Origin of the sequence: Candidatus Salinivivens marinus (assembly GCF_965655845.1) — a bacterium.
Lineage (GTDB): Bacteria > Pseudomonadota > Alphaproteobacteria > Rhodobacterales > Rhodobacteraceae > Salinivivens > Salinivivens marinus.
This window is the reverse complement of sequence record NZ_CBFHHX010000002.1, coordinates 158,632-180,417: the sequence shown is the minus strand read 5'-3', so window position 1 is coordinate 180,417 and position 21,786 is coordinate 158,632. Positions and strand designations below refer to the sequence as shown.

At 40.6% G+C, this 21,786-nt stretch carries 23 protein-coding genes; 6 read left to right on the top strand and 17 right to left on the bottom strand.

Features of this window, described 5'->3' with window-relative positions:
• Positions 1-113: 113 nt before the first annotated feature.
• A complete protein-coding gene (locus ACTF5Q_RS03115) occupies positions 114-1,145 on the top strand; it encodes a LacI family DNA-binding transcriptional regulator (RefSeq protein ID WP_438953238.1) in 1,032 nt (343 codons plus the stop codon).
• A 38-nt stretch (positions 1,146-1,183) separates the two neighbouring features.
• On the opposite strand, the gene ACTF5Q_RS03110 is transcribed toward ACTF5Q_RS03115, so the two are convergent.
• From ACTF5Q_RS03110 to ACTF5Q_RS03100, 3 genes are all read right to left on the bottom strand, one after another.
• Positions 1,184-1,348 (bottom strand): YdcH family protein, encoded by a 165-nt coding sequence (locus ACTF5Q_RS03110; RefSeq protein WP_153902909.1) that lies wholly within the window; start codon positions 1,346-1,348, stop codon positions 1,184-1,186.
• 107 nt (positions 1,349-1,455) lie between these two features.
• Entirely contained in the window at positions 1,456-2,220 is a 765-nt protein-coding gene (locus ACTF5Q_RS03105; protein ID WP_438953237.1) for a tRNA1(Val) (adenine(37)-N6)-methyltransferase, read from the bottom strand.
• Positions 2,210-2,428 (bottom strand): putative signal transducing protein, encoded by a 219-nt coding sequence (locus ACTF5Q_RS03100; RefSeq protein ID WP_438953236.1) that lies wholly within the window; start codon positions 2,426-2,428, stop codon positions 2,210-2,212. The genes ACTF5Q_RS03105 and ACTF5Q_RS03100 overlap by 11 nt, the downstream gene beginning before the upstream one ends.
• A 53-nt stretch (positions 2,429-2,481) precedes the next feature.
• Between ACTF5Q_RS03100 and ACTF5Q_RS03095 the strand changes: the two genes are divergently transcribed.
• The gene (locus ACTF5Q_RS03095; protein ID WP_438953235.1) at positions 2,482-3,483 is read left to right on the top strand and encodes a polyprenyl synthetase family protein; all 1,002 of its coding nucleotides are present in this window, start codon (positions 2,482-2,484) and stop codon (positions 3,481-3,483) included.
• Here the strand turns inward: ACTF5Q_RS03095 and ACTF5Q_RS03090 are convergent.
• From ACTF5Q_RS03090 to ACTF5Q_RS03080, 3 genes are all read right to left on the bottom strand, one after another.
• Positions 3,476-4,309, bottom strand: a complete 834-nt coding sequence (locus ACTF5Q_RS03090; protein ID WP_438953234.1) for a 4-(cytidine 5'-diphospho)-2-C-methyl-D-erythritol kinase — start codon at positions 4,307-4,309, stop codon at positions 3,476-3,478. The two genes, ACTF5Q_RS03095 and ACTF5Q_RS03090, sit on opposite strands and share 8 nt — an antisense overlap.
• The gene (locus ACTF5Q_RS03085) at positions 4,299-6,002 is read right to left on the bottom strand and encodes a tetratricopeptide repeat protein (protein ID WP_438953233.1); all 1,704 of its coding nucleotides are present in this window, start codon (positions 6,000-6,002) and stop codon (positions 4,299-4,301) included. The genes ACTF5Q_RS03090 and ACTF5Q_RS03085 overlap by 11 nt, the downstream gene beginning before the upstream one ends.
• A gap of 101 nt (positions 6,003-6,103) precedes the next feature.
• Positions 6,104-7,753 carry an electron transfer flavoprotein-ubiquinone oxidoreductase gene (locus ACTF5Q_RS03080; RefSeq protein WP_438953232.1) on the bottom strand — a complete coding sequence of 550 codons (1,650 nt, stop codon included), beginning with the start codon at positions 7,751-7,753 and terminating at the stop codon, positions 6,104-6,106.
• Positions 7,754-8,015: 262 nt separating this feature from the next.
• On the opposite strand from ACTF5Q_RS03080, the gene greA reads away from it, so the two are divergent.
• Positions 8,016-8,486 carry a transcription elongation factor GreA gene (greA, locus tag ACTF5Q_RS03075; RefSeq protein WP_438953231.1) on the top strand — a complete coding sequence of 157 codons (471 nt, stop codon included), beginning with the start codon at positions 8,016-8,018 and terminating at the stop codon, positions 8,484-8,486.
• 14 nt (positions 8,487-8,500) lie between these two features.
• On the opposite strand, the gene ACTF5Q_RS03070 is transcribed toward greA, so the two are convergent.
• Together ACTF5Q_RS03070 and ACTF5Q_RS03065 are read right to left on the bottom strand one after the other, a co-directional pair.
• Entirely contained in the window at positions 8,501-9,472 is a 972-nt protein-coding gene (locus tag ACTF5Q_RS03070; protein WP_438953230.1) for an NAD(P)H-quinone oxidoreductase, read from the bottom strand.
• A gap of 35 nt (positions 9,473-9,507) precedes the next feature.
• Positions 9,508-10,188: a COQ9 family protein gene (locus tag ACTF5Q_RS03065; protein ID WP_438953229.1), complete on the bottom strand. Its 681-nt coding sequence runs from the start codon at positions 10,186-10,188 to the stop codon at positions 9,508-9,510.
• A gap of 111 nt (positions 10,189-10,299) precedes the next feature.
• Between ACTF5Q_RS03065 and rpsU the strand changes: the two genes are divergently transcribed.
• Positions 10,300-10,506, top strand: coding sequence for a 30S ribosomal protein S21 (rpsU, locus tag ACTF5Q_RS03060; RefSeq protein WP_008207378.1), 207 nt, complete (start codon positions 10,300-10,302; stop codon positions 10,504-10,506).
• A 55-nt stretch (positions 10,507-10,561) separates the two neighbouring features.
• Here rpsU and ppk2 read toward each other — a convergent pair whose 3' ends face one another.
• Together ppk2 and ACTF5Q_RS03050 are read right to left on the bottom strand one after the other, a co-directional pair.
• Complete coding sequence (gene ppk2, locus ACTF5Q_RS03055; protein WP_438953228.1) at positions 10,562-11,476, bottom strand: polyphosphate kinase 2; 915 nt, start codon at positions 11,474-11,476, stop codon at positions 10,562-10,564.
• A gap of 168 nt (positions 11,477-11,644) precedes the next feature.
• Complete coding sequence (locus ACTF5Q_RS03050) at positions 11,645-12,118, bottom strand: Lrp/AsnC family transcriptional regulator (protein WP_438953227.1); 474 nt, start codon at positions 12,116-12,118, stop codon at positions 11,645-11,647.
• Positions 12,119-12,241: 123 nt separating this feature from the next.
• Here ACTF5Q_RS03050 and ald point away from each other — a divergent pair, with 123 nt between their 5' ends.
• Positions 12,242-13,369, top strand: a complete 1,128-nt coding sequence (gene ald / locus ACTF5Q_RS03045; RefSeq protein WP_438953226.1) for an alanine dehydrogenase — start codon at positions 12,242-12,244, stop codon at positions 13,367-13,369.
• Positions 13,370-13,408: 39 nt separating this feature from the next.
• Here the strand turns inward: ald and ACTF5Q_RS03040 are convergent, their stop codons facing one another.
• From ACTF5Q_RS03040 to pyk, 6 genes are all read right to left on the bottom strand, one after another.
• Positions 13,409-13,855 (bottom strand): YtoQ family protein, encoded by a 447-nt coding sequence (locus ACTF5Q_RS03040; protein WP_438953225.1) that lies wholly within the window; start codon positions 13,853-13,855, stop codon positions 13,409-13,411.
• A gap of 80 nt (positions 13,856-13,935) precedes the next feature.
• Positions 13,936-16,335 carry a phenylalanine--tRNA ligase subunit beta gene (gene pheT / locus ACTF5Q_RS03035; protein ID WP_438953224.1) on the bottom strand — a complete coding sequence of 800 codons (2,400 nt, stop codon included), beginning with the start codon at positions 16,333-16,335 and terminating at the stop codon, positions 13,936-13,938.
• A 100-nt stretch (positions 16,336-16,435) separates the two neighbouring features.
• Positions 16,436-17,509 carry a phenylalanine--tRNA ligase subunit alpha gene (gene pheS / locus ACTF5Q_RS03030; protein ID WP_438953223.1) on the bottom strand — a complete coding sequence of 358 codons (1,074 nt, stop codon included), beginning with the start codon at positions 17,507-17,509 and terminating at the stop codon, positions 16,436-16,438.
• A 124-nt stretch (positions 17,510-17,633) separates the two neighbouring features.
• Positions 17,634-17,999 (bottom strand): 50S ribosomal protein L20, encoded by a 366-nt coding sequence (rplT, locus tag ACTF5Q_RS03025; protein WP_438953222.1) that lies wholly within the window; start codon positions 17,997-17,999, stop codon positions 17,634-17,636.
• An 11-nt stretch (positions 18,000-18,010) separates the two neighbouring features.
• Positions 18,011-18,211, bottom strand: a complete 201-nt coding sequence (gene rpmI, locus ACTF5Q_RS03020) for a 50S ribosomal protein L35 (RefSeq protein ID WP_153902924.1) — start codon at positions 18,209-18,211, stop codon at positions 18,011-18,013.
• Positions 18,212-18,371: 160 nt separating this feature from the next.
• A complete protein-coding gene (gene pyk / locus ACTF5Q_RS03015; RefSeq protein WP_438953221.1) occupies positions 18,372-19,817 on the bottom strand; it encodes a pyruvate kinase in 1,446 nt (481 codons plus the stop codon).
• A 286-nt stretch (positions 19,818-20,103) separates the two neighbouring features.
• Between pyk and ACTF5Q_RS03010 the strand changes: the two genes are divergently transcribed.
• Positions 20,104-20,370, top strand: coding sequence for a DUF1244 domain-containing protein (locus tag ACTF5Q_RS03010; protein ID WP_438953220.1), 267 nt, complete (start codon positions 20,104-20,106; stop codon positions 20,368-20,370).
• Positions 20,371-20,426: 56 nt separating this feature from the next.
• Here the strand turns inward: ACTF5Q_RS03010 and gltX are convergent, their stop codons facing one another.
• Positions 20,427-21,752: a glutamate--tRNA ligase gene (gltX, locus tag ACTF5Q_RS03005; protein ID WP_438953219.1), complete on the bottom strand. Its 1,326-nt coding sequence runs from the start codon at positions 21,750-21,752 to the stop codon at positions 20,427-20,429.
• Positions 21,753-21,786: the final 34 nt, after the last annotated feature.

The following is a 21,786-nucleotide window of genomic DNA, read 5'->3' as shown; positions in this document are numbered from 1 at the left end:
AAATAATCCCACAATAAATAATTAGATCCTCATTTTACTTTGACTTGTAATGTTTGATCTGTTTGATCTACAACTAAACTATAAAGACAATCTCACAAATAAAAGGACAAGATTTGGCATCAACGAGCAAGCGCCCACTTACGCTAAGGGATGTTTCAGAAGCTTCAGGTGTTTCAGAAATGACCGTTAGTCGAGTATTAAGAGGAAGAGGCGACGTTTCTCAAACTACGCGAGATCGAGTTCTACAAGCTGCAAAGGATTTGGGTTACGTACCAAATAAAATAGCCGGAGCACTGGCAAGCCAGCGTGTAAATCTGGTAGCCGTAATTATTCCAAGTATGTCAAATATGGTATTTCCCGAAGTTATGATGGGAATAAACTCTGTTTTGGAAAATACCGATCTACAACCTGTAGTGGGAATTACAGATTATATTCCTGAAAAGGAAGAAACAGTCCTATATCAAATGTTATCATGGAGACCCGCGGGAATAATTATTGCTGGGTTGGAACACTCGGAGACATCACGTTTGATGCTTAAGAACTCAGGAATACCCGTTGTTGAAATTATGGATGTTGACGGTGATCCTATCGATGGAATGGTTGGGATATCACACCGGCGAGCGGGTAGATTAATGGCTCAGGAAATAATTACATCCGGATACAAAAAAATCGGTTTTTTGGGTACAAAGATGCCACTAGACCATAGAGCACAAAAGCGCTTCGAAGGTTTATCCGATGCACTCAAGGCTAATAACATGGAAATAGTTGGAACAGAGTTTTATTCGGGGGGTTCCGCTCTTGCAAAAGGTCGAGATCTAACTGAGTTAATCTTGAACAAACATAGTGATTTAGACTTTATTTATTACTCAAATGACATGATTGGCGCAGGGGGGTTACTTCATTTACTAGATTGTGGGAAAAATATTCCGGAAGAAATAGGTTTGGCAGGTTTTAATGGTGTAGAATTATTGGACGGATTACCTATGAAGCTCGCTACAATGGATGCATGTCGTTATGAAATTGGGCAAAAAGCTGCTGAAATTATTGCGGCAAGACTTTCCGAGACTGCTACTGCTGAGGGCCAAATAATTGAGTTAGAACCAAATTTTAATCGTGGCGAAACAATACGCAGGAACAAAAATTGAATATCAGAAATTTATTTTCTGAAACTAAATTATATTTATTAAGCTTGAAGGCGGGAAATTTCTTCTTTGATTTTTAATTTCCGCTTCTTCATCTCCGTAACATGTAGATCATCAGTAGCTAAGCCTCTTTGGGCCTCTTCTATTTCTTCTGAAAGTTCTTGATGTTTTTTACGAAGGGTGAGGACATGGGAAGAAACTGTCATCTATTATCTCCTGTAAAAACTTACCTCTTAAGTTGAGCATATAAATGTCTTCATGTCACCTCCGAACTTTCTTTAAACTAATATTTTTAAAGATTTCTTGCATTAAGTTAATTATTTTTGATCCAAGAAGTTAATTCCCCTCGGCCACGCAGAATATCTTCGACCTTATTGGTATAATCATTGCAATCGGCAAGATGCTTGCCACCCTTGTGCAAACATAAGGGCGATTCTAACCGCAAAGCTGCTTTACCAGATTTTCTCATGTGAATTATTATGAGCTCAGCATCTCTACCTGCCCTCGGCACAATAGGTGTCAAAACGAAGCTTCCAAAACGAGCGTTTAATAAAGGGAACAGTTTATCAAATCGGTCAACCCGATATATTAAATGAGCCCAACCTTTTTGCTTCAGCCGCTGAGCCATCACCAATACCCAATCTGCTAACGGGGTATTTATTATTCGCGAAGTATCGCGCCCTTCGTTAAGTGATGCAGTTGAGGATAGTCCATCAAAATAGGGAGGATTTGCAATAATATGGTCAAATTGCATCTGCCTCAAAGATTCAGGCAAATTAGCAATATTTGTATTTATTATATTTAAATCCAGGGAATTTAATTTTGAATTCTCACTCGCCAAAGCGGCATAGTCACTTTGGATTTCAATCCCATAGATATTCAATCCAGAAATCCGCTGGGAAAGACACAAACTTGCGACCCCTACTCCACAACCAAGATCAAGTATATCTTCGCCTTCATAGGCATTTACAGATGCTGCTAGCAAGACAGGGTCAACACCAGCACGATAACCTCGCAAAGGTTGCTTAATTTTAAGCCTGCCCCCTAAAAACTCATCGATAGAAAAATCATTTACCATTAGAAAAATCTGCATCTACACCATTCGAAATAAGGGCATCCAGCGCCGCGTCAAATTCTTGATCAACTACCAGAAGTCGGCGTGGAAGAACTCCATATAAATTGCTTATATTTACGTCCGCTTCAAAGCTAGTTATACCAACGCTGTCTAATACTGTCTTGGCATAAAGTATGACGGTCGGATCCTGTGTTCGCAGTAGCTCTTTCATTGGACAATAGTAGAAATAAAATTAAGTTATGTCGAGTTTACACTGAGGATAAAATGGCGTCAGACCAAAACAATCAAAAGCCGCACGATTTGCTTTCTGAACTTCTAAAGAAAGAGCTAGATGCAGTAGATAAATTAATTCATGAGCGGATGATATCTGAGTATGCACCTCGAATACCGGAGATAGCATCACACTTGATAAACGCAGGCGGTAAAAAGTTAAGACCGTTATTGACCTTAGCATCAGCAAAAATGTGTGGATATGAAGGGCAATATCATATTCACTTAGCTTCAATTGTAGAATTTATTCACACTGCAACTCTTCTTCACGATGACGTCGTAGACGAAAGTAAAAAACGCCGGGGCAAACCTTCCGCTAATCTTTTATGGGATAATAAATCTTCTGTTCTAGTCGGGGATTACTTGTTCTCTAGATCCTTTCAACTAATGGTTGAGACGGGATCATTGGAGGTTCTAAATATTTTAGCAAATGCATCTGCTACTATAGCAGAAGGTGAGGTTCTGCAGCTAACTGTTTCGCGGGATATTAGTACCGATGAAGGAATTTACTTAAAAGTTATACGTGGCAAAACAGCAGCACTGTTTTCTGCCGCCACACAGGTTGGAGCTGTAATTTCTGGGTCTGAGGAACCAATAATCAATGCTCTTTATAAGTACGGGGATGCACTAGGAGTTGCATTTCAAATAGTTGATGATCTTTTAGATGTCGCTGGTGATAGTAAAATAATCGGCAAAAATAATGGCGATGATTTTCGCGAACGCAAGCTAACTCTACCTTTTATTAAAGCCATTTCATCTTGTAATCAAAACGAAAAAGACTTCTGGAAGCGAACCATTGAGAAAGGCGATCAGACATCTGAAGACTTCAATAAAGCACTCGAATTAATGCAAAAATATGAAGCAATAGAAAGAACGAGATTGGATGCCCTAAAATGGGCGAAAACAGCAAAGAATTCTTTGGATGCCGTTCCTGATAATGATATAAAAATAATACTAACAAATTTAGCAGATTACGTTGTAGATCGCGTCAAATAAGTTGACCTTTTTCACACCAGAAAGATGGACAATCTTTTCTAATTTTATCTTTTGCATCCTGCAATAGGTCAAAATTTTCGAACAAGGCAAAACATGTAGCCCCTGAACCAGACATTCTAACCACCTTAGCACCATCGCAAGTAACAAGTTTATCCAGAATGAATCTAATTTCTGGAACTAGATTTATCGCAGAAGAAGTGAGATCATTTCGCATTGAGTTAATCCAATCAAACCATAAATTGAGCTTATCTTCCATGAAAGTATGCGACTTAACTCCAGAGTTGTTTTTCTTTTTGACAGCGTTGAATACCTCGGATGTCGAAAGGGCTTTTCGAGGATTAACTAATAGAATTCCAACGTTTGGAGCAGGAGATAAATTTATAATCTTTTCGCCGACACCCATCATTCGAACAATTCCTTTATGCATACAAACTGGCACGTCAGCACCCAATGAGATTAGTTTGTTTATTGGAGGTTTTGGCTCATCATAAACTTTAGAAATTAGCCGAACTGTTGCAGCAGCATCTGCAGAACCGCCGCCAATACCTGATGCCACTGGAATGTTTTTTTCTAACGTTATCTGAGGAAGTCTTACATTACCGAATATTTCAACCGCTTTGAAAACTAAATTGTGATTGGAACTAGGGAGATCTTTTGCGAAGGGTCCCTCGACAATTAACCCACTTGATCCTCCTGGTGTCATGCGTAAAGTATCACCAACATTTACAAAAGAAACGATACTATCAAGCAAATGGTAGCCATCACTTTTTTGCCCTACAAGGTGCAGTGACAAATTAATTTTTGCTGGAGCAAATTCATTTATCATTAGTGTATAAATCAGATGTTGGCTTTAAACCTTCATTTACAAGAACCCTGTCGAGACCAATCCGTAATTTTTCTCTTATTCTAGTTGCATCCTTTAGCTCAGGATCGAAGGATAATGCCCGTCTCCACTGGAATTTTGCCTCCAGTTGCCTACCCACTGCCCAGTACAAATCACCAAGATGATCCGTAACAATTGGGTCCACAGGCATTAACTCAGCGGCCTTTTCCATATGTGGAATTGCAGTCTCATACTTACCTAATTTAAAAAGGCCCCATGCTAAGCTATCCACTATGTAACCACTTTCCGGCTGTAAGCTGACCGCTTTTTCTATCATTGTCATTGCTTCATCAAGCTTTTCACCTCTATCAATTAAAGAGTACCCTAAATAGTTTAGGACATTTGCCTGATCTGGATTAATAGTGAGAGCGTTCCTAAAATCCGCTTCTGCTTTATCCCATTCCTGCAATCTTTCATGTGTTATACCTCGAGCATACAAAACGAGCCAGGAAACATTATTATTTTCTCTATATATATCAACGGCTCTGTCATATGCTATTTTTGCTTCGCTATAGCGTTCTTCCCGTCGCAGAAAGTCGCCCAAAGAATTATGAACAATGCCACTATCTGAAAACTCTCTAGATAAATAATATAAAACCTCAAGAGCAGCTTCAGTCTTTCCTCCATCACGAAGTGCGCCAACACGACCCAACTCCGAACTTAAAAAATAAGAGCTTGATAGAGAAATTTTTGCATACTCTGCTACTGCCATATCATATTGTCCCATTTGCTCCAACAAATCAGCAGCTAACAATATAGCCTTCTGACTATTCTCGTTGAGGTACTGGGCGAGGCGAACATATAAAAGTGCAGTATTTGGATCTGCATCGTCTTTAAGAATGTCAGCGATTGCATAAAAGGCGTATGCAATACCTGCTTCAAGTGACAGACTTTCTTCAATAGCATAAGCATTTGGATGATCTTCAACTTGCATACGCAAATTTGCTGCGTCAGAATTTACCCCATCACCAAAAATCTTCGAAAAGTACTCAGTAGCTTCCTCTTTATTATCCAGTTTTAAGAGCAGTTGGACTTTCAATGCTCGCGTATCGATAGAGATTCGGTTTGAGTTTTTTTCTAAGTTCTCAATAGTATTTAATGCACTTTCATATCGTCCATAGGCAGCCAGCATTGATGCTTTCTGCATTTGAGAAAACTGAGCAAGCGAGGAACCTTTACCTATCTCATCAAAAATAGTTTCTGCATCTTCAAAATTGCCCTGATCAGCAAAAGCCCACCCGGTTACTATTTTGTCCAATAGCGGATTTATCCCTTGCTCATTCTCAATCTGTTGTTTTGCATTATCAAAATCCCGATTACGTAATTGGATTGCGATCTTTACCATGTTTGATAGTTGGGTTTGAACGCCTAGTAAGTCTAAGTTATCTGAGGAAATCTTTGCTGCACCAATATCCCCTAGTGACACTTGTACACTAATTAGACCATTTAATAGCTCCGGGTTTTCAATGTCATCTTCAATAGCTCTCGATAAATATGTTGAAGCTGCATCGAAGTCTTTTGTAGAAAGTGCATGGCGCCCTGCTAAATATCCTCCAAAACTAATTTCTGCTCTAACCATGCCAGCTATACTTAAAATGATAAGTAGGAAAATAGAATGAGGTAAAAATTTCAACATTTTTGCTTTTTAGTTATTTTTTCAAAAATTTTACAGCAGTTTTTACTGAAAATTAGTGAATTTGCATCGTAGGTTATGTACTCACCAGTAAAGCTCGTAGTTTACATGTTGGGGTAATTAGGTCCATCACCCCCTTGGGGAGTCGCCCAAGTAATATTTTCACTGGGATCTTTGATATCGCAGGTTTTACAGTGAACACAATTCTGAAAGTTAACTACAAATCTATTCTCGTTATCTTCTTCTACAACTTCATAAACGCCAGCTGGACAATACCGTTGAGCCGGCTCAGAGTATTTAGGTAAATTAACATTAATTGGAATTGTATTGTCACTTAGCCTAAGATGAGGTGGTTGAGCTTCTTCATGGTTTGTCATGCTGAATGATACATTTGTGAGCCTATCAAAACTAAGGACACCATCGGGCTTTGGATATGAAATTTCTTTATGATCCTTCGCCTTTTCGGTACTCTCTGCATCTGATTTTCCATGCTTTAAAGTTCCAAGCATTGAAAACCGAAAAATAGATTGAAACCACATATCAAAACCACCAATCAATAAACCGGCTAGTGGACCAAACCGACCGTTTAAGGGTGCTACGTTTCGCACCTTTTTTAAGTCCTTACCAATTGGGCCTTTTTTGAGGCTCTCTTCATACTCATGCAAAATATCCCCTGCTCTACCATCACTGATCGCCTTGAAGGCCGCATCTGCTGCATCAATTCCCGAGTGCATAGCATTGTGGTTACCTTTAATTCGCGGAAGGTTCACTAACCCTGCAGAACATCCAAGAAGCGCACCTCCTGGAAAGGCTACTTTTGGGATTGATTGTATACCTCCCTTAGTGACGGCCCTCGCCCCGTAAGCCACCCTTTTTCCGCCTTTGAGCATCTTTGCAATTTTAGGATGATGTTTAAATTTTTGAAATTCCATATAAGGAAATAAATATGGATTCTTATAATTTAAATCTACTATGTAGCCGACGTAGACTTGGTTGTTGTCCAAATGGTAAACAAATGAGCCTCCAGAACTCTTAAACCCAAGTGGCCAGCCAAGTGTATGTGTGACTTCGCCCTCATTATGGTTTTCTGGAAGTACCTCCCATATTTCTTTCATTCCAAGTCCATATTTCGGAGCATCACTATCCGTGTCCAAAGAATATTTTTTTATCAGTTTTTTTGATAATGAGCCCCGAACCCCTTCTGACAAAAACACATATTTACCATGTAATTCCATGCCTGGTTCGTACGCATCGGTTGGCTTGCCGTCCGGCCCCAGGCCAAACTCTCCTGCAACAACACCCATAAGTTCATCATTCTCACCAAAAACCAAATCTGAACATGCCATTCCAGGAAATATTTCAACACCCAATGCCTCTGCCTGCTCCGCCATCCATCTACATACGTTACCCATCGAGACAATGTAATTACCATGATTATTCATTAACGGCGGCATCAGGAAATTTGGAAGTCTGATTTGTCCAGCTTCACCCAGGATATAAAAATTATCTTTATTTACTGACACAGTTATTGGAGCATTTCGCTCCCGCCAATCAGGCATAAGTCTGTCTAAACCAGATGGATCAAGGACTGCCCCTGATAATATATGGGCACCTACTTCCGAACCCTTTTCGAGGACAATCACATTTAAATTTTCATCCAGATGCTTTAACCTAATTGCGGCAGAAAGGCCCGCTGGCCCTGCTCCAACGATAACAACATCACATTCCATCATTTCACGTTCTATGGCCGCCATTTTTAGGTCTCCACTTTAGATTAGACTTCCTACCATTATTTATGGTGCTTATTTATTGGGCGTCAATTGTTGTTATATTTAAAAATAGCTTTTGCGGCATTGTATCTCAAAATATAAGGAAATTATTATTAATTTGGATAATAATATGAAATTTCTTGCCCAGTTACACCATTTGAAGAAGAATTCACATATTATACATTGAGCAAACATGGTTTAGTAAAGTAAGATGTATGAAAACTAATGATTATGAAAGAAAATGTGAATGGAAAAAATACCCATTACACCCAAAGGACATTCAGCCCTAGAGGCTGAGCTTAAACTTTTAAAATCCGAGGAACGTCCTGCCATCATTAGAGCCATTGCGGAAGCAAGGGAACACGGTGATTTATCTGAAAATGCAGAATATCATTCAGCAAGAGAAAAACAGAGCTTTATTGAAGGGCGAATTAAAGAACTCGAAGCTATCCTATCTCTTGTGGACGTGATTGACCCACAATCTTTATCAGGATCAATAAAATTTGGAGCAACCGTTACTGTTGTTGATGAAGATACGGATGAAGAAAAAACTTGGCAAATTGTTGGCGAGCATGAAGCAAACATTGAAAAAGGTCTGTTAAATGTAAAATCACCAATAGCGAGGGCATTGATAGGTAAAGATGCGGGCGATAGCGTAGAAGTTAGAACACCAGGTGGTGAGAAAGCCTATGAAGTTTTAAGTGTCAATTACACTTAACCAAAAAGTTTCTATTATCCAACTTTGAGCACTATCTTTCCAATGTGTGCCGAACTCTCCATTCGTCGATGCGCTTCTGTTGCTTCCTTCAGAGAAAACTCACTATCTATCTCCGGCTCAATATTTCCCGTGCGCAGTAATGGCCAAACCTTCTCTTTTAATTCACTTGCAATCTGTGCTTTTTGGAGATTGGACTGCGGTCTGAGAGTGCTTCCAGTAAATGTAAGTCTTCGCATCATTAACTGGGCAAAATTTACTTCTGCTTTAGCCCCTTGGAGAAATGCTATTTGAACTAATCTTCCATCCTCGTTCAGGCACTTCAAATTTTTAGCAATATATTCACCACCTACCATATCTAAGATTACATCCACTCCACCTATTTTTTTAATTTCCTCAACAAAATCTTTTTCATTATAATTTATCCCAATTTCAGCACCTAATCTTAAACAGGCTGCTAGTTTCTTATCACTTCCAGCAGTAGTAAAAACCCTAGAACCCATCTTATTTGCAAGTTGTATTGCGGTAGTCCCAATACCTGACGACCCTCCGTGAACTAAGAAACGCTCTCCTGCTTTCAATTTTCCACGTAGAAATACGTTTGACCAAACCGTAAAAAAAGTCTCAGGAAGACAAGCAGCTTGTTTCAATGAAAAGCCATCTGGAATTGGTAAACAATGAGCTGCTTGTGTTGTGACATATTCAGCATATCCACCGCCGGGAAGTAGGGCACAAACTGGTTCACCAATACTAAGGCCACTAACAGCATTACCTATCTTAACAATTTCGCCAGCCGCCTCAAGCCCAGGTAAATCTGAAGCATCGCTCGGAGGCTTGTAGAGACCCGCCCGCTGTAACGCATCCGGTCTGTTTACACCTGCATAGCAAACCTTAATTAAAACTTGCCCAGTTGAAGGTTCTGGACAGGTTCTTGATGATAATTTTAATACCTCTGGACCACCCGGCTTCGTTATTTCAATTACTTTCATTGATACCCTGACAAATTATCATTTATTGCATAAGCTTAGTGAAAATTACCTGGCTTAGGTGTTTTAGACTCGACAGGAGCCTTGATATTAGAAGCTGTTTTAATAATAAAATCACTAAATGGCTTAAGCGTTGGATTGGCTTTGAGCGTACTCTTTAATTTCTCGAACCTCATTACATCTGCCAAACGTCTATCTAAAAATTCCCAGGTTTTCTCACTTTCAGAAGAATTGTCACCAAGCCAAAATAATACTACTGCGCCATACACAGCGGAGAGTGTAGTTCTTTTGGTGTACCAGTTAATGTCATTAGAGGTATCATCTGCTAGCTTCCATATGATGTCTGCCGTTTCCCAGATTAATTTTAAGCCAGTAATATTATTGGGAGGTAACGCAAACAAAGTGGTGGCACGCCGGACAAGTTCTTTTTCATCAACAAGTTCAAGTCGATTTTTTATTAAACTACCTACTTTATCTCGCAGCCTTGCTTCATCCCACTGTCGCGACCTGTTTTCCTCAAATAGCTTTTGATCACATAACCGGTGGTAATAAATAGCAAGGTCCAGTCCACCACGTGGACAATAAAGACGAGCAATTTGGGGATCCAAACCTGCATCTTCACAACTTGCATTGAAGGTAACATCTCCCCAACCATCAAAGGGAACGTGAAGTTTTGCAGCAGATAAAAGCTTTTCTAATGTTTCTTTCTGTTCTGTCATAACTATCTTTTGTTCTCAATTTTATACTATGGACAAAATTTCAATTTCTTGGTAACCAAACATTTCCTGCGATAAAGCGCAACTCAAAATTGGAAAGGTGGTGACTACCACATGCAGGTAAGTGTAAGAGATAACAACGTAGACCAGGCTCTTCGTGCTTTGAAGAAGAAATTACAGCGAGAAGGTGTATTTCGCGAAATGAAGTTAAAACAACATTTTGAAAAGCCCTCGGAGAAAAAAGCCCGTGAAAAGGCTGAAGCGATAAGACGAGCTCGAAAGCTGGCGCGTAAAAAAGCACAACGTGAAGGAATGCTTTAAATTATTTCACTCAAACCCCCACCACTGATGGGGGTTTTTATTTATCTTAACAACCTCAATATATTTTAGGAACATAGAGTTTGTCGGGCAGCACTCGTCTTTCGTAGTCAGGATTAAAAACCCTATCTGGTAGCTCTATTTTTTCGTGATCAACTTCTGAGTATGGAATTTGACTCAAAATATGCTCAATACAATTTAACCGTTCTCTCTTTTTGTCATTCCCCTCGACTATGTACCAAGGTGCCTCAGGTATATTTGTCCTGGAAAACATTTCTTCTTTGGCTTTTGTGTAATCCTCCCATCTGACCCTACTTTCAAGGTCCATGGGTGAAAGTTTCCACTGTCGCATTGGATCGTGAATTCTCATCATAAAACGTAACTGTTGCTCTTCATCTGAAATTGAAAACCAATATTTAAGGACGATTATTCCAGATCTTACCAACATCCGCTCAAACTCTGGCACATCACGAAAAAACTGTTCCACCTGGTCTTCAGAGGCGAAGCCCATAACACGCTCTACCCCGGCGCGATTATAATATGACCTATCAAACAATACGATCTCACCGCCTGCAGGCAGATGAGGTACATAGCGCTGAAAATACCACTGGGTCATTTCTCGCTCAGTGGGTTTGGGCAAAGCAACAACACGTGCAACGCGTGGATTCAAACGTTGTGTTATCCTTTTTATTACACCGCCCTTCCCCGCGCCATCGCGACCCTCACAAATAATGAGCACTTTTGATCCTGTATTTTCCACCCAATCCTGTAATTTTATTAATTTCATCTGGAGACGTAATAAATTTCCAAAGTAGGTTCTTTTTTCTAATGTGTCTGGACGTTCACCCTTATATATTTTCCAGAACTCATCCGGGAGCATTGGCTCAGAAAACTCAGCCTCAAACATCTCATCGTATGTTTCATTGAGTTCAGCCTCTAACCAATTAAACTTATCCCGCTGATTTTTTTTCATTTTTTAAAACGTCTTATTTTATGTGGTTACTATAACTTAAATTGGCTGCTAAAATCTAAAAGAATGACAGGGAATCAAAATTACAGACTAATGTCACTAAATGCTAGTGGAAATTATTAAGTTTTCCATAATTAATGTCTTTGAAGACTATTTTATCTGAACAGCACGTTACACTGGTAATGCGGTAGTTTTAAATACAGTTCGGAGCGCAAAAGAACTTTGCATTTGTGCAACTCCAGGTAATCTAGTCAATTGTTGCCTGTGGATTCTCGAGTAATCTTCAGTATCTTCTGCAACGACCTTAAGAATATAATCTGCCGAGCCGGCCATCAAATGACACTCTAATACGTCAGGGATTTTAGACACAGCTTTCTCAAACGCGTCAAGAACATCATCAGCTTGTGCGTTAAGCCTTATCTCAACAAAGACGGTGGTTGGAACACCAACTTTTCTAGGATCTAATAATGCTACATAATCTTTGATAAAACCCCTGTCCTCAATCCTTTGGATCCTTCTATGGCATGCTGAAGGAGATAAATTAATTTCGTCTGCAAGTTCTGCATTCGAAATTCTGCCCTTGATTTGAAGCACCTTAAGGATTCGTAAGTCTGTGCTATCCAACTTATGTTTCTCGAATTTCATATCATTAAGTTAACATTTTTTCGAAAATTATTTCAATAAAAACCCATTATAGAGCAATAATTAACACAAAATTTCTTTAAAAGCAACGTATTGTTCTCTTAAGTAAACTAGTGGGATTAGGTGATGAAGGTTGGTTGCCCAAAAGAAATAAAGTCACAAGAATTTAGAGTAGGCCTGACACCAGCTGCGGTAAACGAACTCGTTAGGCGCGGCCATTTTGTAACCATAGAGACGAATGCCGGCCAAGGCGCGGGGTTTGTTGATAGTGATTATGAAAAAGAGGGAGCTGAAATAGTTGGAAGTGCAAAAGAGGTTTTTTATAAAGCAGACATGATCGTTAAGGTTAAAGAACCCCAGGCAATCGAACGTAAAATGCTTAGAAGCGGTCAATTATTATTTACCTATCTTCATCTGGCACCAGACCCTGAACAAACCCATGACCTTATTGACAGTGGATGTACCGCAATCGCCTATGAGACGGTAACGGATTTAAATGGGGGCTTGCCACTCTTGGCGCCAATGTCAGAGGTTGCAGGCCGTCTTGCACCCCAAATGGGAGCTTGGACTTTACAGAAAGCTAATGGTGGTAGAGGTGTTCTTTTGGGAGGAGTTCCTGGAGTAGCGCCTGCAAAAGTTTTAGTTCTTGGTGGCGGTGTGGTGGGCACTAATGCAGCAAGAGTTGCTGCTGGAATGGGTGCCGATGTTACAGTATTAGACAAATCATTATCCCGTCTACGCTATATTGATGACGTCTTCGGTCACCTTTTTAAAAATGGATATGCATCACAAAAGGCAACTGCTGAACTCGCCTCACAAGCAGATTTAATCATTGGTGCCGTTCTGGTTGCAGGTGCAGAGGCTCCAAAATTAATAAGCAAAGAGCAGTTATCTACCCTACAACCTGGCACCGCTTTAGTTGATGTTGCAATTGATCAAGGTGGTTGTTTTGAAACATCTCGCGCCACGACACATGCTGATCCAATTTATGAAATAGATGGCATAATGCATTACTGCGTTGCAAATATGCCGGGAGCAGTTGCACGCACTTCAACTTTAGCTCTCGGGAATGCTACACTTCCTTTTATAATTTCTCTTGCAGATAAAGGCTGGATAAAGGCCTGTTCGGATAACCCACATCTATTTGATGGGCTTAATGTACACGATGGTAAATTAACATACGCTGCAGTCGGTGAAGCCCTCGGAATAGAAACGGTCAAACCTGATCTTAAAGCTTTAAGCATCTTACATTAAGCTGAGTTAACAAATAAACTTAGTGACACTCTTAGCTGGTTAAGCTGGCAAAGTACCTTTTTCTATATACTCTAATATTTCCACAACCTGTTTGGAGGATTGTACAACTGCCAATGCCGCAGCATCTACCTCTTTTAATGCATGCTGATGATCAGGCCCATGCATCACAATAATTGACTTGCCAAGTGCTGCTGCATAACCAGCCTCAAAGGCTGCATTCCACTGCTTATACTTTTCACCAAAACGTACTACAATAACGTCAGCTTCTTCTATAAATCTTCTTGTCCTAATTGCATTGAGCTTCGCTCCTTTATGATCGTGCCAGAATTTCAATTCTTCAGAGCCCATTATTTTGACACCACAATCATCACTAGCTTCATGATCAGTTACGGGAGCCGTAAACATCACATTAAGATTTCGAGCGCCATCTGCTATCTCTTCTCTCCAATTAGTATGAATTTCACCCGCTAAATAAACACCTAGCATTAAATTCTCCTTTTATCTGTTGAAATGAAATTTCAAATTTACCATTCTTTTTAATCAGAAAAATTGTAATCATGTATTAGCTAACGGCGCAAAATACCACCCGTAGAAGATTCTACTCTCTCAATAATACCTTTGCTAATTTCCTCAATCTCAACCTCTGTAAGAGTATTTTCAGTGGGCTGTAGTCTTACAGTTATTGCAACTGACTTCTTTCCATCACCTAAATCACCACCAATAAACTCATCAAAAACTCTAACCTCTTCGATGATATCCTTTTTAGACGCCATTGCTGCAGTTGTTATAACTGACGCTTCTACCTTTGCACCGACAACAAAAGCAAAATCTCGCTCAACTGCCTGCAAGGATCTTGCTCTAAACGGTGGCCGAGTAGTGTTTGAATTTCGAGGTGTAGGAATATTATCAAGCAGAATGGTAAAGCCAACTGTTGGTACTTTTATATCAAAAGAACTTAAAATCTTCGGATGTAGCTCACCAAATATACCTATGGTTTTTTTCGGGCCAAGACAAATACGGCCATGCCGTCCAGGGTGCCAATGGGATTCTGCACCACGTAAAATTTGGAATTTAGATGGAGCTCCAATTAAAGATAAGATATTCTCTATGTGGCACTTAACATCAAAAACGTCTACTTCTCTATCCTGCCCATGCACATCTTTCGAGGCAGTTTGCCCGATCAGTACACCACTAAGGTTATTTTGCTGATTTCCAGGATCACCGCCATTGAATACAGGTCCTAATTCAAATAGCGCCATATTAAAAAAGCCTCGAGCTTGATTTCTTGAAGCAGCTTGTAATAAACCCGGAAATAAATCTGGGCGCATATGGCTCATCTCACTAGAAATTGGATTTTCTAACTGGGTAGAAGCATCACCTCCACCGAATAACTTCGCACTTTTCTCATCGATAAAACTATATGAAACGCACTCATTATATCCCAATCCAGCAGCTGCTCGCCGGGAAGTTTGCTCCCTAAGCTGCGTTGCACTTAATACAGGTTTAGGGACCGCATTAGTAATTCTAGGAAGCGGTATACCCTGTAGCTTTGTAAGAGATACTACCCGCGCTATCTCCTCTACAAGATCAGCTTCACCCTGAATATCTGGCCGCCAACTAGGTACACTTGCAGTATCGCCCTTGATAACGAAGCCTAGGTTTGCCAGAATATTTAGCTGCTTATGTGGTGGAATGGCCATGCCGACTAAAGACTCAATCCTTGCAGTATCTACTTTGTATGCCCTGCCATGATTAGGTATTTCACCTGCCTGGACAACATTGGATGGTTCTCCGCCGCATAATTCAATGATCATTTTTGTGGCCGCCTCAATACCAAAAGCCGTCCACTCTGGATCTATTCCTCTTTCAAAGCGATATCGAGCATCCGAATTTATTTTTAGTTCTCGTCCAGTGTAAGCTGTCCTTATTGGATTAAAATATGCAGCCTCAATGAAAACATTTTCTGTAGTATCAGTACATCCAGAGGCGCTAGCCCCCATTATGCCTGCTAAACTTTCTATTCCTTCGCTATCAGAAATTACTGTCATACCTTTTGACAACACATACTCTTTATCATCCAAAGCGCTAAATTTTTCCCCTCCCAGTGCATCATGCACTCTGATAGAGGTTCCATTCAACTTATCTGCGTCAAAAACGTGTAGCGGTCGATTGGTATCATAAGTAAAAAAATTCGTAATATCTACTAAAGTTGAAATAGGCCGTAACCCAATTGCACGTAATTTATTCTGCAACCATTGTGGTGATTGACCATTTTTTATCCCTCTTATCAATCTACCATAGAAAACCGGCGCATTTACAAGAGTATCAGGTTCAATGGATACAGATATTGGACATTCAAATTTTCCAGGAATGGGTCGTACCTCCATCGGCTTTAAAGTACCCAAACCCCGTGCCGCTAAATCACGGGCAATGCCGCGAACACCCAATGCATCTGGCCTGTTAGGCGTTATTGCTATTTCAACAACGGCGTCTACCTTTTCAGGCTTGTTTTTTAATAGCCAATTACCGTAGGGTTCACCTACATCTCCTGACGCGAGTTCAATAATACCATCGTGCTCGTCTGATAGCTCCATTTCTCTCTCAGAGCACATCATTCCATGACTTTCTATTCCTCGGATTTTACCGACCCCAATCGTTGTATCAATTCCCGGCACGTATACGCCCGGCTTTGCTACGACAACTAGAATACCATCTCTGGCATTCGGTGCACCACAAATTATTTGTGCCTCACCATTATCAGTGTCGACTTTACAAACACGTAATTTATCCGCATCAGGATGTTTCTCGGCTTTGAGAATTTTTCCTATTGTAAAATCGTTTAATTTTTTTATTGGATCACTTACTTCTTCCACCTCTAAGCCAAGGTCAGTCAAAGCATATACAACCTCGTCCAAAGAAGCCGTTGTATCTAGATGCTCTTTCAACCAAGAAAATGTAAATTTCATTATGCCTGTCCGTGATTATTATGGGTAACTATCTCTAAAAGATTATAAAATATTGTTGGATGTTTTATTAACATTACAAGACTTAAATATATTTCCCTACTTAACGACTTAGTCCCGCGTGCAAATTAGGTTGATCCAACGATGCAAAACCATAATGACGCAGCCAACGTAGGTCACTGTCAAAAAATGATCTTAAATCAGGAATCCCATATTTAAGCATTGCGATCCGATCTATTCCCATACCAAATGCAAATCCCTGCCAAATATTGGGGTCAATACCCCCCGCACTCAAGACTTTAGGATGCACCATGCCTGACCCAAGTATTTCCAGCCAGTCATTACCTTCACCTATTTTTAATTGACCGTCATTCCAAGAACATCTGATATCCACCTCAGCTGATGGCTCCGTAAATGGGAAATGAGATGCTCTAAACCTGAGTTCAACATCATCTACTGAGAAAAAGATCTTCACAAATTGCTCAAGCACCCATTTTAGATTTGCCATTGATAGATCTTTATCTATTGCCAAACCCTCAACCTGATGAAACATCGGCGTGTGGGTCTGGTCATAGTCAGCTCGGTATACTCCCCCAGGACATATTACACGAATTGGTGCACCACTTTTTTCCATTGTACGAACCTGCACTGGGCTAGTATGCGTTCTTAAAACGTGAGGCGGCCGCTCATCATCTAACTTCCTTTTCATATAGAAAGTGTCCATTTCGGCTCTTGCCGGATGATGACCAGGGATATTCAGTGCATCAAAATTATACCAATCCGTTTCAATTCTTGGTCCTTCAGCAACCGAAAAGCCCATATCGGCAAAAATTGCAATAACTTCCTCTGTTACCTGGGAAATTGGATGAATAGAGCCATTGTTTTTTGAGCGAGATGGCAAGGTTACATCTAACCACTCGGTTTCAAGGCGTGCGTTTAAAACGGCATCTGCTAAAGCAGTCTTTTTTGCATTAAGTGCTGAGTTAAGTTCATCTTTGAGCGCATTGAGCGTGGGGCCAGCCACTTTCCGCTCTTCAGGTGTCATCTTGCCCAGCTCGCGCATTCGCAAACTGACCTCACCTTTTTTTCCAAGAGCCGCAAGACGAACATCTTCTAGAGAATTTTCATCTTTAGCTTCGGAAATGGCTGTAATATACTTTATACGTAAATCGTCCATTTTTCCTCACTACTCAGGCGACACTGTGCTATCATGTATAGATAGATTGACAAGTTTTTTTGTATCCGATGTAATAAAAAAGCCGCGCTAGCTGCACGGCTTTATCTAAAAATTTTTTCTCAGACTAAGCTACTAAAGCGGCTTTTGCTTGATCTACTATTGTGCTGAACGCTTTTGGCTCATGCACAGCGAGATCCGCGAGCACCTTCCGGTCGACCTCGATACCCGCTTTTGTTAATCCATTTATAAATCTACTATACGAAAGTGCTTCATCATGAGCACGGACAGCAGCATTTATCCTCTGGATCCACAACGCTCTAAAATTTCTCTTTTTGTTATGGCGATCACGGGTCGCGTACTGATTGGCTTTGTCCACCGCTTGCGCAGCTACCTTGAAAGTATTCTTGCGTCGGCCGTAATAGCCTTTAGCCTGCTCAATAATTTTTTTGTGTCGGGCGTGTGTAACTGTACCACCTTTTACTCGAGACATTCTAGCTCTCCTTATCGCGCGTAGGGCATCATGCCCTTAACGATTTTTTCATCAGGGGCACTGAGGGTTGTAGTACCTCGGGCTGTACGAATAAATTTATTTGTCCGCTTAATCATTCCGTGCCGCTTTCCAGCTTGGGCGGTTTTAACCCTGCCGGTGGCAGTCACTTTAAATCGCTTTTTGCAGCTCGATTTAGTCTTCATCTTAGGCATTTGGTTCTCCTTAGGAAAATGTTAACACGAGACTCGGCATGCCATTAGCCGGCCCCGCGTCGCTGACATATCTGCAGTTAGTAGTCTGCGCAAGCCCAATTTTCAATATTTTGGACTTAAATATTAATGAAAGTGCGCATTTAATTGCTTACTGAGGTCGCTATTCTGGATCCATTGAATAGATCATTCTTTCGTTGCATGGAGCGACCCTCAAAATATTTGTAGTGCCTGGTATATTAAATGGGACACCTGCAGTTATTACTATTTGATCGTTTTCCGAAGCATAACCCTCCGATAATGCTCCTCGCACTGCACTGACAACAGCTTCTTTGAAACGTTGCTTCGCTCCAGACATAACAGTATTTGTGCCCCAAGTGAGTGATAATCTTCTTGCTGTTTCTATTTCAGAAGTCATGGCAACAATTGGAACACGCGGCCTTTCCCGAGCGATTAGCAAGGCGGTTGTCCCAGATTGAGTGTAACAACTGATCGCTTTAATATCAGTTGTTTCTGCAATTTCTCGTGCAGCAGACACTATTCCATCTGCAACAGAGTTACGACGTGCATTTCGCGATGCTTCTATAATTTCTCGATACGTTGGGTCACTTTCAACCTCAATCGCAACATTATCCATCGTTTGAACTGCATCTACAGGATAAAGACCAGCTGCAGATTCCGCTGACAACATGATTGCATCAGCACCTTCATATATTGCCGTAGCCACATCTGACACCTCAGCCCGAGTAGGCATTGGACTTTCAATCATACTTTCTAGCATTTGCGTAGCCACTATCACTGGCTTGGCTGCTGCCCGGCACGCACGAACTAATCTTTTTTGAACTGGTGGCACGTTCTGAACCGGCAATTCAACTCCCAGGTCGCCACGTGCAACCATAATACCATCAGAGCTCTTCAGAATATCATCAAATTTCGCAAGTGCGGCTGGTTTTTCGATCTTCGATAAAACAGCTGCCCGTCCTTTTGCTAATTCACGCGCCTCCATAACGTCTTCAGGCCGTTGCACGAAGGACAGAGCCAGCCAATCAATACCTAATCCACAAGCAAACTCTAAATCTGTTCTATCTTTCTCAGATAAAGCAGCTAGAGGAAGAATGACATCTGGAACATTCACTCCTTTTCTATCAGAAATAACACCACCAGCCCTTACAATGCAGTCTGCGGAGTCTTTACTAAATGCCGTAACTTCGAGTTTAATTTTTCCGTCGTTTACCAATAAGATTGATCCAGTCGTAAGAGCAGCAAAAATTTCAGGATGCGGTAGACTAACTCTTTTAGAAGTTCCCAAATCCGTTTTCAGATCAAGACGGAACTCTTGCCCCTCAACAAGGGTTTCGGAGTCATTTTTAAACTCCCCAACCCGTAGTTTTGGCCCCTGCAGATCAACAAGTATCCCTATTGGACTATTTAATTCTTCCTCAATCTCTCTGATAGTATTGTGACGTTGTGCGATATCATCATGAGAACCATGGCTCATATTTAACCGGAAGACGTCAGCTCCAGCAAGATGAAGAGCCTTAATAGTTTCGTAATCGTCCGAAGCTGGACCAAGGGTTGCAACGATTTTTACATTGCGATGACGTCTCATCAGCTTTCCTTTATATCATGAAAACCACTGGTTATATGTTAGCGGTAACATAGCGCCTGTATGAACTATTTTAATATTCAGTGCAACATTGATCTATGTATCGAGAAATTGTAAAAAAATATTAACACTCGCAAAAAATAAGCTCAGAATATTAAAAAACTAAAGTACCGCTCTAATAGGTTATTTATGGTTTCTTCAAATCTTTGTATATAGAGAAATTAACTACAGTAATTATAATTAAGTATAAAAGATAATATTGAAACTATCTAACGAGCCGGAGAGAATAATGGACGACCAAACAAAACTTGAAATAGAAGCTGCTGCATTCCGCTCATTAAAAGATCATCTTATGGAGAAACGTACTGATGTTCAAAACATCGATTTGATGAATTTGGCGGGTTTTTGTAGAAACTGTCTCGCCAGATGGTACCAAGAAGCAGCCAACGAGCGCGGAGTATCTATGGATAAAGAGCAAGCTCGGGAACTTTTCTACGGGATGACGATGGAAGAATGGAAGACTAATTATCAAACCGAGCCAGAACAGAAAATATAAACCTACTGTAAAAATCAAAAGTAGATTTCTACTAGAAGTCATTCGGGCTTAATAAGTTACACCTTTGCCTTTATTATTTGTAAAAAGGGTAAAAACGCCGACATATCCGGTCCATGCTCCATACCCGTGAGTGCTTTTCGTAGAGGCATAAACAAATTTTTACCTTTTCTACCCGTTGCTTCTTTTACTGCTGTAGTCCATTTACCCCATGTCTCTGATGTAAATGGTTGTGCAGGCAACAAAATCAAAGCTTGCATAACGAATTCTTTATCTTCGTCGTCAATTAAAGGTTCAGCACCCTCTGCACAAATTGTCCACCATGCGGCAAGATCCGAACGCACCTTTATATTTTCATGTATAACATTCCAAAAAGATTCTGCTAAATTAGAGGGCACGCCGGCACTCATTAAATCATTTTTTACTTCTTCAAAGGGCAGGTTTTGAATATAGCGTTGTGTTAGAGGTTTAAGATCATTTAGATCGAACTTTGTGGGTGCGGAGCCAAAGTTTGATAAATCGAAACCTGCAGCTACTTCCTCAAAACTAGAATAGAGTTCTACCGGCTGGCTCGACCCCAGCCTAGCAATCAGAGATATTATTGAAAATGGCTCTAATCCAGAGGCACGTAAATCTTTCAGTGCCATGGTACCAAACCTTTTCGACAAAGATTCTCCCTGTGATCCGATAAGCAGAGAGTGGTGCGCAAAGCTTGGAGGCGGCACTCCTAGTGCTTTCATTATTTGGATCTGAGTGGCCGTATTGGTAACATGGTCAGCACCACGCACAATGTCTGTAACTCCCATTTCTATATCGTCTACAACCGAAGCTAAAGTATATAAAAACTGGCCATCACCCCGAATGAGAACTGGGTCAGAGACTGATGCAGCATCTATTGACATATTTCCAAGTATACCATCAGTCCATGTTACTCTTTCGTGATCTAAAAGAAATCGCCAATGACCTGATCCACGCTCAGCTTTGATTGAAAGTTTTTCATCTGCACTCTGATTTAAAGCAGCCCTATCGTAAACAGGTGGTTTCCCCATATTCAGTAGCTTTTTTCTCTTCAAATCTAGTTCAGTAGGGGTTTCAAAACACTCGTAAAATCTGCCCATCTCCCTTAATTCTTCGGCCGTGCTGACATACCTTTCCAATCTTTTTGATTGATATTCAATTCTATCCCAATTTAACCCAAGCCACTCCAAGTCAAACAAAATTGAATCGATGAACTTCTGTTTAGATCTTTCTGCATCAGTATCATCTATTCGTAAAATAAACTCTCCCCGAGACTTTCTGGCTATTAAAAAATTCATTAATGCCGCACGCAAGTTTCCTATGTGCAAATATCCAGTGGGAGATGGTGCAAAACGTGTCGTTGTCATTTGGAGTCTCCTAATGCGCCTCGTTTTTCATATG

What these genes read in the sequence shown, in the direction of transcription:
- ACTF5Q_RS03110 (WP_153902909.1), bottom strand. Translation starts at nt 1,348, where the DNA reads ATGACAGTTTCTTCCCATGTCCTCACCCTTCGTAAAAAACATCAAGAA.
- ACTF5Q_RS03105 (WP_438953237.1), bottom strand. Translation starts at nt 2,220, where the DNA reads ATGGTAAATGATTTTTCTATCGATGAGTTTTTAGGGGGCAGGCTTAAA.
- ACTF5Q_RS03100 (WP_438953236.1), bottom strand. Translation starts at nt 2,428, where the DNA reads ATGAAAGAGCTACTGCGAACACAGGATCCGACCGTCATACTTTATGCC.
- ACTF5Q_RS03095 (WP_438953235.1), top strand. Translation starts at nt 2,482, where the DNA reads ATGGCGTCAGACCAAAACAATCAAAAGCCGCACGATTTGCTTTCTGAA.
- ACTF5Q_RS03090 (WP_438953234.1), bottom strand. Translation starts at nt 4,309, where the DNA reads ATGATAAATGAATTTGCTCCAGCAAAAATTAATTTGTCACTGCACCTT.
- ACTF5Q_RS03085 (WP_438953233.1), bottom strand. Translation starts at nt 6,002, where the DNA reads ATGTTGAAATTTTTACCTCATTCTATTTTCCTACTTATCATTTTAAGT.
- ACTF5Q_RS03080 (WP_438953232.1), bottom strand. Translation starts at nt 7,753, where the DNA reads ATGGCGGCCATAGAACGTGAAATGATGGAATGTGATGTTGTTATCGTT.
- greA (WP_438953231.1), top strand. Translation starts at nt 8,016, where the DNA reads ATGGAAAAAATACCCATTACACCCAAAGGACATTCAGCCCTAGAGGCT.
- ACTF5Q_RS03070 (WP_438953230.1), bottom strand. Translation starts at nt 9,472, where the DNA reads ATGAAAGTAATTGAAATAACGAAGCCGGGTGGTCCAGAGGTATTAAAA.
- ACTF5Q_RS03065 (WP_438953229.1), bottom strand. Translation starts at nt 10,188, where the DNA reads ATGACAGAACAGAAAGAAACATTAGAAAAGCTTTTATCTGCTGCAAAA.
- rpsU (WP_008207378.1), top strand. Translation starts at nt 10,300, where the DNA reads ATGCAGGTAAGTGTAAGAGATAACAACGTAGACCAGGCTCTTCGTGCT.
- ppk2 (WP_438953228.1), bottom strand. Translation starts at nt 11,476, where the DNA reads ATGAAAAAAAATCAGCGGGATAAGTTTAATTGGTTAGAGGCTGAACTC.
- ACTF5Q_RS03050 (WP_438953227.1), bottom strand. Translation starts at nt 12,118, where the DNA reads ATGAAATTCGAGAAACATAAGTTGGATAGCACAGACTTACGAATCCTT.
- ald (WP_438953226.1), top strand. Translation starts at nt 12,242, where the DNA reads ATGAAGGTTGGTTGCCCAAAAGAAATAAAGTCACAAGAATTTAGAGTA.
- ACTF5Q_RS03040 (WP_438953225.1), bottom strand. Translation starts at nt 13,855, where the DNA reads ATGCTAGGTGTTTATTTAGCGGGTGAAATTCATACTAATTGGAGAGAA.
- pheT (WP_438953224.1), bottom strand. Translation starts at nt 16,335, where the DNA reads ATGAAATTTACATTTTCTTGGTTGAAAGAGCATCTAGATACAACGGCT.
- pheS (WP_438953223.1), bottom strand. Translation starts at nt 17,509, where the DNA reads ATGGACGATTTACGTATAAAGTATATTACAGCCATTTCCGAAGCTAAA.
- rplT (WP_438953222.1), bottom strand. Translation starts at nt 17,999, where the DNA reads ATGTCTCGAGTAAAAGGTGGTACAGTTACACACGCCCGACACAAAAAA.
- rpmI (WP_153902924.1), bottom strand. Translation starts at nt 18,211, where the DNA reads ATGCCTAAGATGAAGACTAAATCGAGCTGCAAAAAGCGATTTAAAGTG.
- pyk (WP_438953221.1), bottom strand. Translation starts at nt 19,817, where the DNA reads ATGAGACGTCATCGCAATGTAAAAATCGTTGCAACCCTTGGTCCAGCT.
- ACTF5Q_RS03010 (WP_438953220.1), top strand. Translation starts at nt 20,104, where the DNA reads ATGGACGACCAAACAAAACTTGAAATAGAAGCTGCTGCATTCCGCTCA.
- gltX (WP_438953219.1), bottom strand. Translation starts at nt 21,752, where the DNA reads ATGACAACGACACGTTTTGCACCATCTCCCACTGGATATTTGCACATA.